This is a genomic window from Kitasatospora sp. NPDC088779, from assembly GCF_040685395.1.
Lineage (GTDB): Bacteria > Actinomycetota > Actinomycetes > Streptomycetales > Streptomycetaceae > Kitasatospora.
Genome location: NZ_JBFBHW010000022.1, coordinates 17,082 through 31,223, shown reverse-complemented (window position 1 = coordinate 31,223; position 14,142 = coordinate 17,082). Strand labels below are relative to the sequence as shown.

The window sequence follows — 14,142 nt, the reverse complement described above, 5'->3', positions numbered from 1 at the left end:
GACGTGACGGCCCCGCGCGCCTCCGTGGACAGCAGGCGCGGGGCCGCCCGCGCGCTCCGGTCCCGCGCTCACCCCCACGGGCGCGGGGCCGCCCGCGCGCTCCCGACCTGCTGATGACCCTGCCGGCGCGCTTCCGTCCCGCTACCGACCCCGCACCGAGAGCACGTCCATCCGCGACGGCGTCCCCGCCGCCTTGCCGCAGCTCTCCGGACGCGCCGGCTCGCTCACCGCCTCGATCACGTCCACCTCCCAGGCCCGGCCGTCCTGGTGCAGCACCGAGACCAGCCAACGGCCCGCGCCGTCCGGCCGCTGGGCCAGCGTCAGCGCGTCCACCCCGGTCTCCCCGGTCGCCAACCGCACCGCGTGCTCGGCCGCCTGACCCGGACGCTCCCAGCCTGAACAGCCCCGTGACCAGGCCGGCACCATGTGCCCGGCCGCCGTCGCCGCCAGCACCTCCTTGGCCGCCTCCGCCGTCAGCCGCCCGTACGCGTAGCCGTACGGCAGCACCAGCATCGTGGGGGAGAAGCGGTGCCCGCCCAGGTGCGTCACCTCCCACACCTCGCTGTGCCCGGCCGCCGCCAGCTCTGCCGCCAACGGTCGGCCCAGCAGCGCGCAACAGCGGTCCCGCCGCCCGTTGGTGCACACCAGCGCCAACGGGCCGCCGACGTGCTCCACCCCGAAACCGCCGTGGTCACCGACGCCCAGCGCCGCGAAGTCCAGCTCCAGCAGCTCCGCCGGATCGGCCACCTCCGCCCGGCGCACCCAGCCGCGACCCGGCACCGTGTGCGCCACGACCACCTCGTGCCGCGCCGTCGGCAGGCAGTCCGCGTGCCGCCCCGGCCGCCGGATCAGCGCCACCCGCACCCCGGTGCCCGCCGCGGCCGCGTCCAGCGCCCGCCCCGTCGCCGGGTCCAGGTGGCTCTCCCCGAGCGCCTTCGCGCCCCACGGCCCGTTCTGCTCCACCAGCAGCCAGGTGGTCGCCACCGCGGCGGTGGCGGTCAGCGGCTCCGACAGTTCACGCGACAGCGTCGCACAGGTGCTCACCCGGGTAAGGCTACCCTCGGCACCCGCCGCGCCCCGGAACGACGAAGGAGGGGCGCCGGACGGCTCCGGCACCCCTCCTCCACCACGCTCGCGCCCTACGCCGGGCCGGCCACCACCGCGATCGGAGCCGTCACCGGCGTGCCCGAACCGTCACGGCGCGGGTCGCGCTCCGGCAGGTCCACCGGCGCGCCCTTGTCGGACGCCGCCCGGGCCGGGGCCACGCCCGCCCAGGCGAACGTCAGACCGTCCTCACCGCGCAGGAACCGCTGGCAGCGCACACCGCCCGTCGCCCGGCCCTTGCGCGGGTACTGCTCGAACGGCGTCACCTTCCACGACGTCTGCTCCTCGCCGCTCAGCGTCCCCGACGCCCCCGCCACCGAGACCACCACTGCGTCCGACGCCGGATCCACCGCCGTGAACGACAGCACCCGCGCCCCGTCGGAGAGCTTGATCCCCGCCATGCCGCCCGCCGGACGGCCCTGCGGGCGCACCTGCCCCGCCGGGTAGCGCAGCAGCTGCGCGTCCGAAGCGATGAAGACCAAGTCCTCCTCGCCGGTGCGCAGTTCGACCGCGCCCACCAGCTCGTCACCCTCCTTGAGGGCGATCACCTCGAACTCGTCCTTGTTCGCCGGCCACTCCGGCACCACCCGCTTCACCACGCCCTGCGCCGTGCCCAGCGCCAGCCCCGGAGAGGACTCGTCCAGCGTGGTCAGCGCCAGCGCCCGCTCCCCGGCCTCCAACCGCAGGAACTCGCCCACCGCCGCCCCGCCGGCCAGCGTCGGCGACGGCGTCGGCGGCAGAGCCGGCAGATCGATCACCGGCAGCCGCAGCACCCGGCCCGCCGACGTCACCACACCCACGTCCGCCCGCGCCGTCGCCGGCACCGCCGACACGATCACATCGTGCTTCGACCGCTTCTCCGACAGCTCGAACGGCTCCCCGTCCGCCGTCCGCGCCAGCAGGCCCGTCGACGACAGCAGCACCCGGCACGGGTCGTCCGCCACCTCCAGCGGCACCGACAGCGCCGCCGACGGCGCCGCCCCCGCCTCCAGCAGCACCGTCCGCCGCTCCGTCCCGAACTGCTTCGCCACCGCGCCGAGTTCGGACGACACCACGCTGCGCAGCCGGGAGTCCGAGTCCAGGATCTCGGTCAGCTCCGCGATCTCCGCGTTCAGCTTCGCCTTCTCCTGCTCCAGCTCCACCCGGTCGAACCGGGTCAGCCGCCGCAGCGGAGTGTCCAGGATGTACGCCGTCTGCGTCTCCGACAGCGAGAAGCGCTCCATCAGGCGCTCCTTCGCCTGCCCCGCGTTGTCACTCGACCGGATGATCGCGATGACCTCGTCGATGTCGAGCAGCGCGACCAGCAGACCGTCGACCAGGTGCAGCCGCTCCTCCCGCTTGCGCCGGCGGAAGTCGCTGCGCCGCCGCACCACGGTGAACCGGTGGTCGACGTAGACCTCCAGCAGCTCCTTCAGTCCCAGCGTCAGCGGCTGTCCGTCCACCAGCGCCACGTTGTTGATGCCGAAGGTCTCCTCCATCGGCGTCAGCTTGTACAGCTGCTCCAGCAGCGCCTCCGGCACGAAGCCGTTCTTCACCTCGATCACCAGCCGCAGCCCGTGCTCGCGGTCGGTCAGGTCCTTGACGTCCGCGATGCCCTGCAGCTTCTTCGCGTTGACCAGGTCCTTGATCTTCGAAATGACCTTCTCCGGGCCGACGTTGTACGGCAGCTCGGTCACCACGATGCCCTTGCGGCGCGCCGTCACCGCCTCGACCGTCGTGGTCGCCCGGATCTTGAACGTGCCGCGGCCCGACTCGTACGCGTCCCGGATCCCCGACAGGCCCACGATCCGCCCGCCCGTCGGCAGGTCCGGACCGGGCACGAACCGCATCAGCGTGTCCAGGTCCGCGGTCGGGTGCTTGATCAGGTGCCGGGCCGCCGCCACCACCTCGGACAGGTTGTGCGGCGGCATGTTCGTCGCCATGCCGACCGCGATGCCCGTCGCGCCGTTCACCAGCAGGTTCGGGAACGCCGCCGGCAGCGCCAACGGCTCCTGCTCGCTGCCGTCGTAGTTCGGACCGAAGTCGACGGTGTCCTCGTGGATCGACTCCACCATCGCCATCGACGCCGCCGTCAGCCGCGACTCCGTGTAGCGCATCGCCGCCGGCGGGTCGTCGTTGCCCAGCGAACCGAAGTTTCCGTGCCCGTCGATCAGCGGCAGCCGCATCGAGAACGGCTGCGCCATCCGGACGACCGAGTCGTAGATCGACGCGTCGCCGTGCGGGTGCAGCCGGCCCATCACCTCGCCCACCACACGGGCGCACTTCACGTGCGCGCGGTCCGGCCGCAGGCCCATCTCATTGGCCTGGTACAGGATCCGGCGGTGCACCGGCTTCAGACCGTCCCGCGCGTCCGGAAGCGCACGCGAGTAGATCACCGAGTAGGCGTACTCCAGGAAGGAGCCCTGCATCTCGTCCACGACGTCGACATCGAGGATCCGCTCCTCGAAGTCTCCGGGCGGCGGGGTCTGCGAACTGCGGCGGGCCATCGCGGCGGGGCTCCCTTACGTCTCGCTTGCTGTGTCTCGGTCAGTCTCTGACGTCCATCCGCCGACCCTCGTCAACAGGGCTCGGCGCCCCCATTGTGGACCCTCGCGCCGACACTCCCGGCCAGCGCCCCTCTTCCGCCCCTGGCGAACGCCCTGTCTGCGCGGGACACGAACACGCCCCCCGCGCGTTGCACCACAATGGGGGACGCCACACGAACCCCGACATCGACGACGGGAAGGACCCGAGCGCATGGCCAACCCGGCCCCCGCATCCGCCTCCACCGGAGGACATGGCGCTGCCATCGCCATCACCGAGCACCGCCTGGCCAACGGCCTGCGCGTCGTCCTCTCCGAGGACCACCTCACCCCGGTCGCCGCGGTCTGCCTCTGGTACGACGTGGGCTCCCGCCACGAGGTCAAGGGCCGCACCGGCCTCGCCCACCTCTTCGAGCACCTCATGTTCCAGGGCTCCGCCAACGTCTCCAACAACGGGCACTTCGAGCTCGTCCAGGGCGCCGGCGGCTCGCTCAACGGCACCACCAGCTTCGAGCGCACCAACTACTTCGAGACCATGCCAGCCCACCAGCTGGAGCTCGCCCTCTGGCTGGAGGCCGACCGCATGGGCTCGCTGCTCGCCGCCCTCGACGAGACGTCCATGGAGAACCAGCGCGACGTCGTCAAGAACGAGCGCCGCCAGCGCTACGACAACGTCCCCTACGGCACCGCCTTCGAGAAGCTCACCGCGCTCTCGTTCCCCGACGGCCACCCGTACCACCACACCCCGATCGGCTCCATGGCCGACCTCGACGCCGCCACCCTCGACGACGCCCGCGCGTTCTTCCGCACCTACTACGCGCCCAACAACGCCGTTCTCACCGTCGTCGGCGACATCGACCCCGAGCAGACCATCGCCTGGGTCGAGAAGTACTTCGGCAGCATCCCCGCCCACGACGGCAAGCAGCCGCCGCGCTCCGGCGAACTCCCCGACACCATCGGCAGCGAACTGCGCGAGCACGTCCGCGAGGACGTCCCCTCCCGCGCCCTGATGGCCGCCTACCGCCTCCCGCACGACGGCACCCGCGACGCCGACGCCGCCGACCTCGCCCTCACCATCCTCGGCAGCGGCGAGTCCAGCCGCCTCTACAACCGGCTCGTCCGCCGCGACCGCACCGCCGTCGCCGCCGGCTTCGGCCTGCTCCGCCTCGCCGGCGCCCCCAGCCTCGGCTGGCTCGACGTCAAGACCTCCGGCGACGCCACCATCGAGCAGATCGACGCCGCCGTCGACGAGGAACTCGCCCGCTTCGCCGCCGAAGGCCCAACCCCCGAGGAACTCGAACGGGCCCAGGCCCAGATCGAGCGCGAATGGCTCGACCGGCTCACCACCGTCGCCGGCCGCGCCGACGAACTCTGCCGCTACGCCGTCCTGTTCGGTGACCCCAAGCTCCTCAACGACGCCCTCCCCAAGGTCCTCGACATCACCGCCGAGGAGGTCCAGGCCGTCGCCAAGGCCCGGCTCCACCCCGACAACCGGGCCGTCCTCGTCTACGAGCCCACCACGGCCGACGACACCGACGCCCCCGCCGCCACCGATGAGGAGGGTGCCGCCGCATGAGCACCGACTACGTCCCCGCCATGACGTTCCACCCCCAGCCCGAGCCCGGCACCCCCGGCCCCTGGGCCTTCCCCGCCCCCGAGCGCGCCGCCCTCGGCAACGGCATCACCGTCCTGCACTGCCACCGGCCCGGCCAGCAGCTCGTCGCCGTCGAGGTCCTCCTCGACGCCCCGCTCGCCGCCGAACCCGACGGCCTCGACGGCATCGCCGCCATCCTCGCCCGCGCCCTCAGCGAAGGCACCGACACCCTCACCGCCGAGGAGTACGCCGCCGAACTCGAACGCGCCGGCGCCACCCTCGACGCCCACGCCGACCACCCCTGCATCCGCGTCTCCCTGGAGGTCCCCGCCTCCCGCCTGCAGCGCGGCCTCTCGTTGCTCGCCGACGCCCTGCGCGCCCCCGCCCTCCCCGAGGACGAGATCGAGCGCCTCGTCGCCAACCGCCTCGACGAGATCGTCCACGAGCAGGCCAACCCCGCCCGGCGCGCCGCCAAGGCCCTCTACGCCGAGCTCTTCGACGGCGCCGACCGCCTCTCCCGGCCCCGCAGCGGCACCGCCGACACGGTCAAGGCCATCGACCGGGCCGCCGTCAAGGCCTTCTACGACGCCCACGTGCGCCCCGCCACCGCCACCGTCGTCGTGGTCGGCGACCTCACCGGCACCGACCTGCCCGCCCTCCTGGAGAGCACCCTCGGCACCTGGACCGGCAACACCGCCGAAGCCTCCGCCCACGCCCCCGTCACCGCCGACGACCGCGGCCGCGTCGTCATCGTCGACCGCCCCGGCTCCGTCCAGACCCAACTCCTCATCGGCCGCATCGGCCCCGACCGCCACGACCCCGTCTGGGCCGCCCAGATCCTCGGCACCTACTGCCTTGGCGGCACCCTCACCTCCCGCCTCGACCGCGTCCTGCGCGAGGAGAAGGGCTACACCTACGGCGTCCGCTCCTTCGCCCAGCCGCTGCGCTCCGCCGCCGACGGCAGCGGCCGCTCGCTGCTCGCCATCAGCGGCTCGGTGGACACCGCCTCCACTGCCCCGGCGCTCGCCGACACCTGGACCATCCTGCGCACCCTCGCCGCCGAGGGCCTCACCGACGCCGAGCGCGACGAGGCCGTGCAGTTCCTGGTCGGCGTCGCACCGCTGAAGTACGAGACCGCGGGCTCGGTCGCCGGCACCCTGGCCGACCAGGTCGAGCAGTACCTCGCGGACGACTACCAGGCCGAGGTCTACCGGCAGCTCGCCGAACTGCCCACCGCCGCCGCCACCGAGGCCGTCGTCGCCGCCTTCCCGCCGGACCGCCTGGTCACCGTGCTGGTCGGCGACGCCGCCGTCATCGCCGACGACGTGCGGGCCCTCGGCATCGGCGAGGTCACCGTCGTCAGCTGACCCGGCGTTTCCCGTACGGCCCGGTGGAGCACCCGCTCCGCCGGGCCGTCGCGTTGTTAAATCCGTTGCGGGCCAGCGGCGTTCCGTGGATAGATATCCCCGGCACACACGGACGAACGACGATGAACGACGGCGAACGAAGGGAGGCGGTCACCATGCGGGTCGAGCGAGCCATACGCCGACGCTCCCCGAGGCCGTCCTCCCCCTGTGCCCAGGGCGCCTGAGCCCCACCCCCGAACTTCCCCGAGCCGCACCGGGCTTCTTCGCGCGGCACCCCCTTCCCCGAACCACCCGACCGCTGGAGGTCGTTCGACCATGACGTACACCGAGGTGCCCGGAATCCGGGTCCCGATCCGGATGTGGACCGACCCGGCCACCGTCGAGGGCCAGGCCCTGCAGCAGCTGCGCAACATCAGCTCCCTGCCCTGGCTGCACGGCCTCGCCGTGATGCCCGACGTCCACCTGGGCAAGGGTGCGACCGTCGGCTCCGTCATCGCCATGAAGGGCGCCGTCTGCCCGGCGGCGGTCGGTGTCGACATCGGCTGCGGAATGAGCGCGGTGAAGACCTCCCTCACCGCCAAGGACCTCCCCGACGACCTGTCCCGCCTCCGCTCCAAGATCGAGCAGGCCATCCCGGTTGGCGCTGGCGTTCACACAGAACCGGTTGACCCGACGAAGCTCTACGGCTTTCAGGCGGCTGGCTGGAACGGCTTCTGGCAGCGCTTTGAGAGGGTCGCTCCGGCGGTGCATTGGCGGCGTGAGCGGGCCATGCAGCAGATAGGAACGCTCGGGCGCGGCAACCACTTTTCGGAAGTGTGCCTAGATGGGACCGGTTTTGTTTGGTTGATGTTGCATTCTGGATCGCGCAATATCGGCAAGGAACTAGCCGAGCACCACATGGAGGTGGCACGGTCTCTTCCTCACAACCAGGGTCTTATCGACCGGGACCTCGCGGTCTTCATCGCGGAGACCCCGCAGATGGCTGCTTACCGACAGGACCTCTTCTGGGCCCAGGAGTACGCCAAGAACAATCGCGCGGTGATGATGGCGCTGTTCCAGGACGTTGTCCGTCGCGAGTTCACCAAGGCGAAGGTCACCTTCGACGAGGTCATCAGCTGCCACCACAACTACGTGGCGGAGGAGACGTACGACGGTGTCGACCTGCTCGTGACCCGCAAGGGCGCGATCAGGGCCGGCACGGGCGACTACGGGATCATCCCGGGGTCCATGGGCACCGGCTCCTACATCGTCCGCGGTCTCGGCAACGAGGCGGCGTTCAACTCGGCCTCGCACGGCGCCGGCCGCAAGATGAGCCGTAGCGCCGCGAAGAAGCGGTTCTCCACGCAGGACCTGGTGGAGCAGACCAAGGGTGTGGAGTGCCGCAAGGACAGCGGTGTCGTGGACGAGATCCCGGGCGCCTACAAGTCCATCGAAAAGGTCATCGAGCAGCAGAAGGACCTCGTCGAGGTGGTCGCCCACCTCAAGCAGGTCGTCTGCGTCAAGGGCTGATCAACGTCGACAGGGGTGCCGCCACACCGTGGCGGCACCCCTGTCGGGTTGGTCGAGTCGGCTCAGGCCGCGGCCGGGAGCTCGTCGAGGCCTTCCTGGACGAGCTTGGCGAGGCGGTCGAGCGCGTCGTCGGCGTTCTCGGCGTCGGAGGCGAGGACGACCTCGTCGCCGCCCTGGGCGCCGAGGGCGAGCAGGCCGAGCATGGAGGCGGCGTTGACGGGGTTGCCGCCGGGCTTGGCGATGGTGATCGGCACGCCGGTGGCCGTGACGGCCCGGACGAAGACGGAGGCGGGACGGGCGTGCAGGCCCTCGGCCCAACCGATGGTGACGCGGCGCTCAGCCATGAGACGTGCCTTTCCGGTGAAGCTGGTTACGGCCGTGCTCGGGGAAGCGGCCATGTTGTCTAGACCAGTGTTGCACGCAGGCGGTCCCTGCGAGCCGCTGCGTTCGGGACTTGTGATTGTTTCTTTTCGGGGCATAAGGCCCGGCCGGCGGCCCTGCCCACCCTGCAGCCAGTGTGCACCCGGCGCCATTCGGCTCACTGCCGGATAACCTGACGAATGTGGACGACTCCGCAGTGGCGCAGCCCGAGCAGAACCCCGGTGACCGGCGGGAATCCGGACCGGATTACCCCCAGCACTGGGAGGCCGACATCCTGCTGCGGGACGGCGGTACGGCCCGCATCCGGCCGATCACGCCGGAGGACGCGGAGCGTCTGGTGGAGTTCTACGCACAGGTGTCGGACCAGTCCAAGTACTTCCGTTTCTTCGCCCCCTACCCCCGGTTGTCGGAGAAGGACGTCCGCCGTTTCACCCACCACGACTTCGTGGACCGGGTGGCGCTGGCGGTGGTGGTCCGGGACCGTTTCATCGCGACCGTCCGCTACGACCGGATCGACGCGCAGGGCCGTCCGTCCGAGGCCGGGACGGACGCCGAGGTGGCGTTCCTGGTGCAGGACGCCCATCAGGGCCGCGGGGTGGCGTCGGCGCTGCTGGAGCACATCGCGGCGGTGGCGCAGGAGCGCGGGATCCGCCGGTTCCAGGCGGAGGTGCTGCCGGAGAACCGGAAGATGGTGAAGGTCTTCACCGATGCCGGCTACACGCAGCGACGCAGTTTCACCGACGGTGTGGTGCACCTGGAGTTCGATCTTGAGCAGACGGACCGTTCGCTGGCGGTGATGCGGGCGCGCGAGCACCGGGCGGAGGCGAAGTCGGTGCAGCGGCTGCTGACCCCGCGGTCGGTGGCGGTGATCGGGGTGTCGCGCAACCCGCAGACGGTGGGCCGGGCGATCCTGCGGGACCTGCTGGGCAGTGCCGACGACACGCGCCCGGTGTACGCGGTGAACCGCAACGCCCCGCCGGGCACCGAGCTGGACGGCGTCCCGGTGCACCGTTCGGTTCTGGACATTCCGGGGCCGGTGGATCTCGCGGTGATCGCCGTCCCGGAGGGGGCCGTCCCGGCGGCGGTCGCCGAGTGCGGTGCGCACGGGGTGCAGGGCCTGGTGGTGGTGACCGCCGGGTACGCGGAGACCGGCCCGGAGGGCCGGGACCGCCAGCGCGCGCTGGTGCGCCAGGCGCGGGCGGCGGGGATGCGGGTGATCGGCCCGAACGCCTTCGGCCTGATCAACACCGATCCGGACCGCCCGTTGAACGCCTCGCTGGCTCCGCAGCTGCCGCGCCGGGGCGGGTTCGGGATCTTCTGCCAGTCCGGTGCGATCGGGGTGGCCCTGCTGGAGTCGGCGCACCGCAGGGGCCTGGGAGTTTCCTCCTTCGCCTCGGTGGGCAACCGGTCGGACGTCTCCGGGAACGACTTCCTGCAGTACTGGGCGGAGGACGAGGCCACCGAGGTGGTGCTGCTCTACCTGGAGTCCTTCGGCAACCCGCGCAAGTTCACCCGGATCGCGCGCCGGCTGGCCGCGGTGAAGCCGGTCGTGGTGGTGAAGGGCGCCCGGCACACCGGCAGCCTGCCGCCGGGCCACGCGGTGCCGGCGACCGCGACGGGGCTGCGCGACGCGACGGTGGACGCGCTGTTCGAGCAGGCGGGCGTGATCAGGGTGGAGACGATCACCGAGCTGTACGACACCGGGGAGCTGCTGGCCCTGCAACCGCTGCCGCCGGGGGACCGGGTCGCGGTGGTCGGCAACTCGGACTCGCTGGGCCTGCTGACCTACGACGCCTGCCTGAGCGCGGGCCTGCGGCCGCGCACCCCGGTGGACCTGACCACGGCCGCGACGGGCGAGAACTTCCGGATCGCGCTGGACGTGGCGCTGGCCGATCCGGCGGTGGACGCGGTGATCGCGGTGGCGATCCCGCCGATCGGCACGTCCGCGCACGCCTTCATGGGCGGCCGGCTGACCGGCCCGGACGATCCGGAGATGGGTTCGGACGATCCGGAGATCGCCGACGCACTGCTCGAAGCCAGCCGAAGGGCAAGGGAGTTGGGCAAGCCGCTGGTGCTCGCCCATCTGGCGTTGACCGATCTGCCGGTCCGGCTGCGCCCGGGGGGCGTGCCGGCGTTCGCGGCGCCGGAGCGGGCGGTGCGGGCGCTGGCGCACGCGGTGCACTACGCGCAGTGGCGGCGCCGGACGGCCGAGGCGGAGGAGACGGCCCGGGTGCCCGAGCTGGACCGGATCGACGAGCCGGGCGCCCGCGCGCTGGTCGAGGCGGCGTTGAGCACCCGGACGGCGATTGCCGCGCGGACGCAGCCGGGCGGCGCCCGGATCACCCTGCCGGACGCCGGGGCCCGCGAGCTGCTGGCCCGCTACGGCATCGACGTCTTCCCGGCGCTGCCGGCCCCGGACGAGGAGGCGGCCGTGCGGGCCGCGGCGACGCTCGGCTACCCGGTGGCGTTGAAGGCCACCGCCCCGCATCTGCGCCACCGCCCGGACCTGGGCAGCGTGCGGCTGGATCTGACCGGCGAGCCCGGGCTGCGCCGGGCGCACCGCGAGCTGGACGCGCTGCTGGGCGGTGCGGCGCAGGCGGAGCTGGTGGTGCAGCGGATGGCGCCGCGCGGGGTGGACACCGTGATCGGTGCCACGGTGGATCCGGCGGTCGGCGCGATCCTGTCGTTCGGCCTGGCCGGGGCGCCCGCCGAGCTGCTGGGCGATGTGGCGCACCGGTTGGTCCCGGCGACCGACCAGGAGGTGGCCGGGCTGGTCCGGGAGGTGCGCGCGGCGCCCCTGCTGTTCGGTTGGCGGGGCGCGGAGGCGGTGGACACCGACGCGCTGGAGGAGTTGCTGCTGCGGGTGTCGCAGTTGGTGGACGACGTGCCGGAGATCGCCTCGGTGGATCTCGAACCGGTGGTCGTGGCCCCGTACGGGCTGGCGATCCTGGGGGCGCGGGTGCGGATCGCGCCGCTGCCCGTCCGCAGCGATCTGGGCCCGCGCGCGATGAGCACCCTGTAACCTTCCTTGGTTGCGCCTGCCTGTGGGCGCTGTTGTCCGAAGCTCGGCGCCGTGCCGCCCGCTTCGTCGGCGGACCATGCCAGGATGGAGTTATGGCGAAGACCGGTACCACCAGCACTCAGGACCTGCGCTCGGCGATCGAGCGCAGCGGTTACTACCCGGCCCTGGTGTCCGAGGCGGTCGAGGCCGCGGTGGGCCCGGAGCCGATCAGCTCCTACCTGGTGCACCAGGAGACGACCTTCGACGCCAACGAGGTGCGTCGGCACGTGACGGTGCTGGTGCTGACCCCGACGCGGTTCGTGGTGAGCCACACCGATGAGCAGTCGGGGGACGCGGGCAGCCCGGCGGTGCCGTTCGCGACGACGTCGACGGAGAGTGTCCGGCTGGACCGGATCGGTTCGGTCGTGCTGAGCCGGATGGTCGCGAACCCGGAGACGTACACGCCGGGGACGCTGCCGCGCGAGGTGGTGCTGACGATCGGCTGGGGTGCGGTGCAGCGGCTGGATCTGGAGCCCGCGGGCTGTTCGGACCCGAACTGCGAGGCTGACCACGGCTACACCGGTTCGGCGACGGCTGACGATCTCTCACTGCGGGTGAGCGAGGCCGGTGACGGCCCGGAGACGGTGGCCCAGGCGCTGGTGTTCGCCCGCGCTCTCTCCGACGCGACGATCAGCAACGGCCCGCGGGTCTGAGCGCCGCCGCCTTCGACTGCTACGAATCCGGTTTCATGTCCTTCGCACCCTCCGGCGGCTTCGACGCCTTCGAGATCCTCGACCCGGCCGCGGCTCCCGCGCCCCCGTACGGCAGTGGTTCGCTCTGCGACCTGTTGCCCTCGGTGGCGGCGGGCCTGGGCGTCCCGGGCTTCACCGCGACCCTGCCGATCGCCCCGGCGGACCGGGTGGTGGTGTTCCTGGTGGACGGCCTGGGCTGGGAGCTGCTGCTGCGGCACCCGGAGTACGCGCCGTTCCTGTCCTCGCTGGCCGGGAGTTCGATGGGTGGTTCGGGCCGCCCGCTGACCGCTGGTTTCCCGTCGACCACGGCGACTTCGCTGGCCTCGGTCGGCACCGGCACGCCGCCGGGGCTGCACGGCCTGGCCGGGTACACGGTCGCGGTGCCGGGCGCCGGTTATCTGATGAACCAGCTGCGCTGGCAGCCGCACACCGACCCGCACGTCTGGCAGCCGTACCCGACGGTCTTCGAGCGGACGGACGCCGCCGGGGTGGCGACCGCGCAGGTGTCCTCTCCGCTGTTCTCGCAGACGCCGCTGACCAGGGTGGCGCTGTCCGGCGGCACCTTCCTGGGCCGGACGACGGGCGAGGAGCGGATGGACCTGGCGGCCTCCTGGCTGGCCGAGCACGACCGGGCGCTGGTCTACACGTACGTCAGCGAGCTGGACGGTGCGGGCCACCGCTTCGGGGTGGACTCGGACGAGTGGCGGATGACCCTGGACGCGGTGGACCGGCTGGCCCGCCGACTGGCCGAGCGGCTGCCGCCGCGTTCGGCGATGTACGTGACCGCTGACCACGGCATGATCGACATCGCGCCGGAGGACCGGATCGACTTCGACGAGGACTGGGAGCTGGGCGCCGGCGTGGCCCTGCTGGGCGGCGAGGGCCGGGCCCGGCACGTGTACGCGGTGCCCGGTGCGGCGGCCGACGTGTTCGCGGTCTGGAGCGAGGTCCTGGGCGACCGGATGTGGGTGGCCACCCGGGACCAGGCGATCGCGGCGGGCTGGTTCGGTCCGGCCGTGGACGAGCGGGTGTACGGGCGGATCGGCGACGTGGTGGCCGCGGCGCGGGACGACATCGCGATCACGGCCTCCCGCAACGAGCCGGGCGAGTCCGCGATGATCGGTCTGCACGGTTCGATGACCCCGGTCGAGCAGTTCGTGCCGCTGCTCGAAGTTCGCGGCTGAGCCGGGTCCTTGACTCTTCTGTGCCCGAACTCCCCTGATGTGAAAGGCCTTTGCTCCACCCATGGCTGAACTGGTGTTCTTCTCGGGCACGATGGACTGCGGCAAGTCGACGCTGGCGCTGCAGATGGACCACAACCACTCCGCCCGCGGCCGGCAGGGCCTCATCCTGACCCGCCACGACCGCGCCGGTGCGGCGACCATCTCCAGCCGGCTGGGCCTGCGGGCGGACGCGGTCGAGGTGACGGACGACTTCGACTTCCACGCGTACGTGGTGCACCGGCTCTCGGCGGGCGGCCGGGTGGACTACCTGATCTGCGACGAAGCGCAGTTCTTCGCCGCCGAGCAGGTCGACCAGTTGGCCCGGGTGGTGGACGAACTCGACATCGACGCCTACACGTTCGGGATCACCACGGATTTCCGCACCCGGCTGTTCCCCGGCTCCCAGCGGCTGATCGAGCTGGCGGACCGGGTGGAGGTGCTCCAGGTCGAGGCGCTGTGCTGGTGCGGTGCGCGGGCGACGCACAACGCCCGGACGGTGGGCGGGGTGATGGTGGTCGAGGGCGCCCAGGTGGTGGTCGGCGACATCTCGGTGAACGAGGACGAGGTCGGGTACGAGGTGCTCTGCCGCCGGCACCACCGCCGCCGGCTGACCGCCGCGACGGCCCGGGCCTCGGTGCTCTCGCCGGACGTGCTGCCCTTCGAGCAGCAGGTCTGAGTCCTGCTCCCGG

The 14,142-nt window shown here is 72.3% G+C and carries 10 protein-coding genes; 7 read left to right on the top strand and 3 right to left on the bottom strand.

Annotated elements, in window-relative coordinates; genetic code table 11:
- Nucleotides 1–141: 141 nt before the first annotated feature.
- Together AB0P03_RS21840 and AB0P03_RS21835 are read right to left on the bottom strand one after the other, a co-directional pair.
- Nucleotides 142–1,044: a sucrase ferredoxin gene (locus tag AB0P03_RS21840; RefSeq protein ID WP_363584493.1), complete on the bottom strand. Its 903-nt coding sequence runs from the start codon at nucleotides 1,042–1,044 to the stop codon at nucleotides 142–144.
- Nucleotides 1,045–1,139: 95 nt separating this feature from the next.
- On the bottom strand, nucleotides 1,140–3,590 hold the full coding sequence (locus AB0P03_RS21835; RefSeq protein ID WP_363584491.1) for a DNA topoisomerase IV subunit A: 2,451 nt from the start codon (nucleotides 3,588–3,590) through the stop codon (nucleotides 1,140–1,142).
- A gap of 250 nt (nucleotides 3,591–3,840) precedes the next feature.
- On the opposite strand from AB0P03_RS21835, the gene AB0P03_RS21830 reads away from it, so the two are divergent.
- The 3 genes from AB0P03_RS21830 (at nucleotide 3,841) to AB0P03_RS21820 (ending at nucleotide 8,096) form a co-directional block, all read left to right on the top strand.
- Complete coding sequence (locus tag AB0P03_RS21830) at nucleotides 3,841–5,202, top strand: pitrilysin family protein (protein WP_363584489.1); 1,362 nt, start codon at nucleotides 3,841–3,843, stop codon at nucleotides 5,200–5,202.
- Between the two features lie 20 nt (nucleotides 5,203–5,222).
- Nucleotides 5,223–6,587 carry a pitrilysin family protein gene (locus AB0P03_RS21825; RefSeq protein ID WP_350880226.1) on the top strand — a complete coding sequence of 455 codons (1,365 nt, stop codon included), beginning with the start codon at nucleotides 5,223–5,225 and terminating at the stop codon, nucleotides 6,585–6,587.
- A gap of 315 nt (nucleotides 6,588–6,902) precedes the next feature.
- The gene (locus tag AB0P03_RS21820; protein ID WP_363630319.1) at nucleotides 6,903–8,096 is read left to right on the top strand and encodes an RtcB family protein; all 1,194 of its coding nucleotides are present in this window, start codon (nucleotides 6,903–6,905) and stop codon (nucleotides 8,094–8,096) included.
- Between the two features lie 62 nt (nucleotides 8,097–8,158).
- Here AB0P03_RS21820 and AB0P03_RS21815 read toward each other — a convergent pair whose 3' ends face one another.
- Nucleotides 8,159–8,440, bottom strand: a complete 282-nt coding sequence (locus tag AB0P03_RS21815; RefSeq protein WP_360258304.1) for an HPr family phosphocarrier protein — start codon at nucleotides 8,438–8,440, stop codon at nucleotides 8,159–8,161.
- 233 nt (nucleotides 8,441–8,673) lie between these two features.
- Between AB0P03_RS21815 and AB0P03_RS21810 the strand changes: the two genes are divergently transcribed.
- From AB0P03_RS21810 to AB0P03_RS21795, 4 genes are all read left to right on the top strand, one after another.
- On the top strand, nucleotides 8,674–11,499 hold the full coding sequence (locus tag AB0P03_RS21810) for a GNAT family N-acetyltransferase (protein WP_363630375.1): 2,826 nt from the start codon (nucleotides 8,674–8,676) through the stop codon (nucleotides 11,497–11,499).
- 92 nt (nucleotides 11,500–11,591) lie between these two features.
- A complete protein-coding gene (locus AB0P03_RS21805) occupies nucleotides 11,592–12,191 on the top strand; it encodes a DUF5998 family protein (RefSeq protein ID WP_063349374.1) in 600 nt (199 codons plus the stop codon).
- Nucleotides 12,192–12,226: 35 nt separating this feature from the next.
- Nucleotides 12,227–13,414, top strand: a complete 1,188-nt coding sequence (locus tag AB0P03_RS21800; protein WP_363623254.1) for a nucleotide pyrophosphatase/phosphodiesterase family protein — start codon at nucleotides 12,227–12,229, stop codon at nucleotides 13,412–13,414.
- 61 nt (nucleotides 13,415–13,475) lie between these two features.
- Nucleotides 13,476–14,129, top strand: a complete 654-nt coding sequence (locus AB0P03_RS21795) for a thymidine kinase (RefSeq protein ID WP_063349376.1) — start codon at nucleotides 13,476–13,478, stop codon at nucleotides 14,127–14,129.
- The last annotated feature ends 13 nt before the right edge of the window (nucleotides 14,130–14,142 follow it).

Excerpts from the sequence above, each read along its gene's own strand:
- AB0P03_RS21830 (WP_363584489.1), top strand. The coding sequence starts at position 3,841 with ATGGCCAACCCGGCCCCCGCATCCGCCTCCACCGGAGGACATGGCGCT.
- AB0P03_RS21795 (WP_063349376.1), top strand. The coding sequence starts at position 13,476 with ATGGCTGAACTGGTGTTCTTCTCGGGCACGATGGACTGCGGCAAGTCG.
- AB0P03_RS21820 (WP_363630319.1), top strand. The coding sequence starts at position 6,903 with ATGACGTACACCGAGGTGCCCGGAATCCGGGTCCCGATCCGGATGTGG.
- AB0P03_RS21815 (WP_360258304.1), bottom strand. The coding sequence starts at position 8,440 with ATGGCTGAGCGCCGCGTCACCATCGGTTGGGCCGAGGGCCTGCACGCC.
- AB0P03_RS21800 (WP_363623254.1), top strand. The coding sequence starts at position 12,227 with ATGTCCTTCGCACCCTCCGGCGGCTTCGACGCCTTCGAGATCCTCGAC.
- AB0P03_RS21835 (WP_363584491.1), bottom strand. The coding sequence starts at position 3,590 with ATGGCCCGCCGCAGTTCGCAGACCCCGCCGCCCGGAGACTTCGAGGAG.
- AB0P03_RS21805 (WP_063349374.1), top strand. The coding sequence starts at position 11,592 with ATGGCGAAGACCGGTACCACCAGCACTCAGGACCTGCGCTCGGCGATC.
- AB0P03_RS21825 (WP_350880226.1), top strand. The coding sequence starts at position 5,223 with ATGACGTTCCACCCCCAGCCCGAGCCCGGCACCCCCGGCCCCTGGGCC.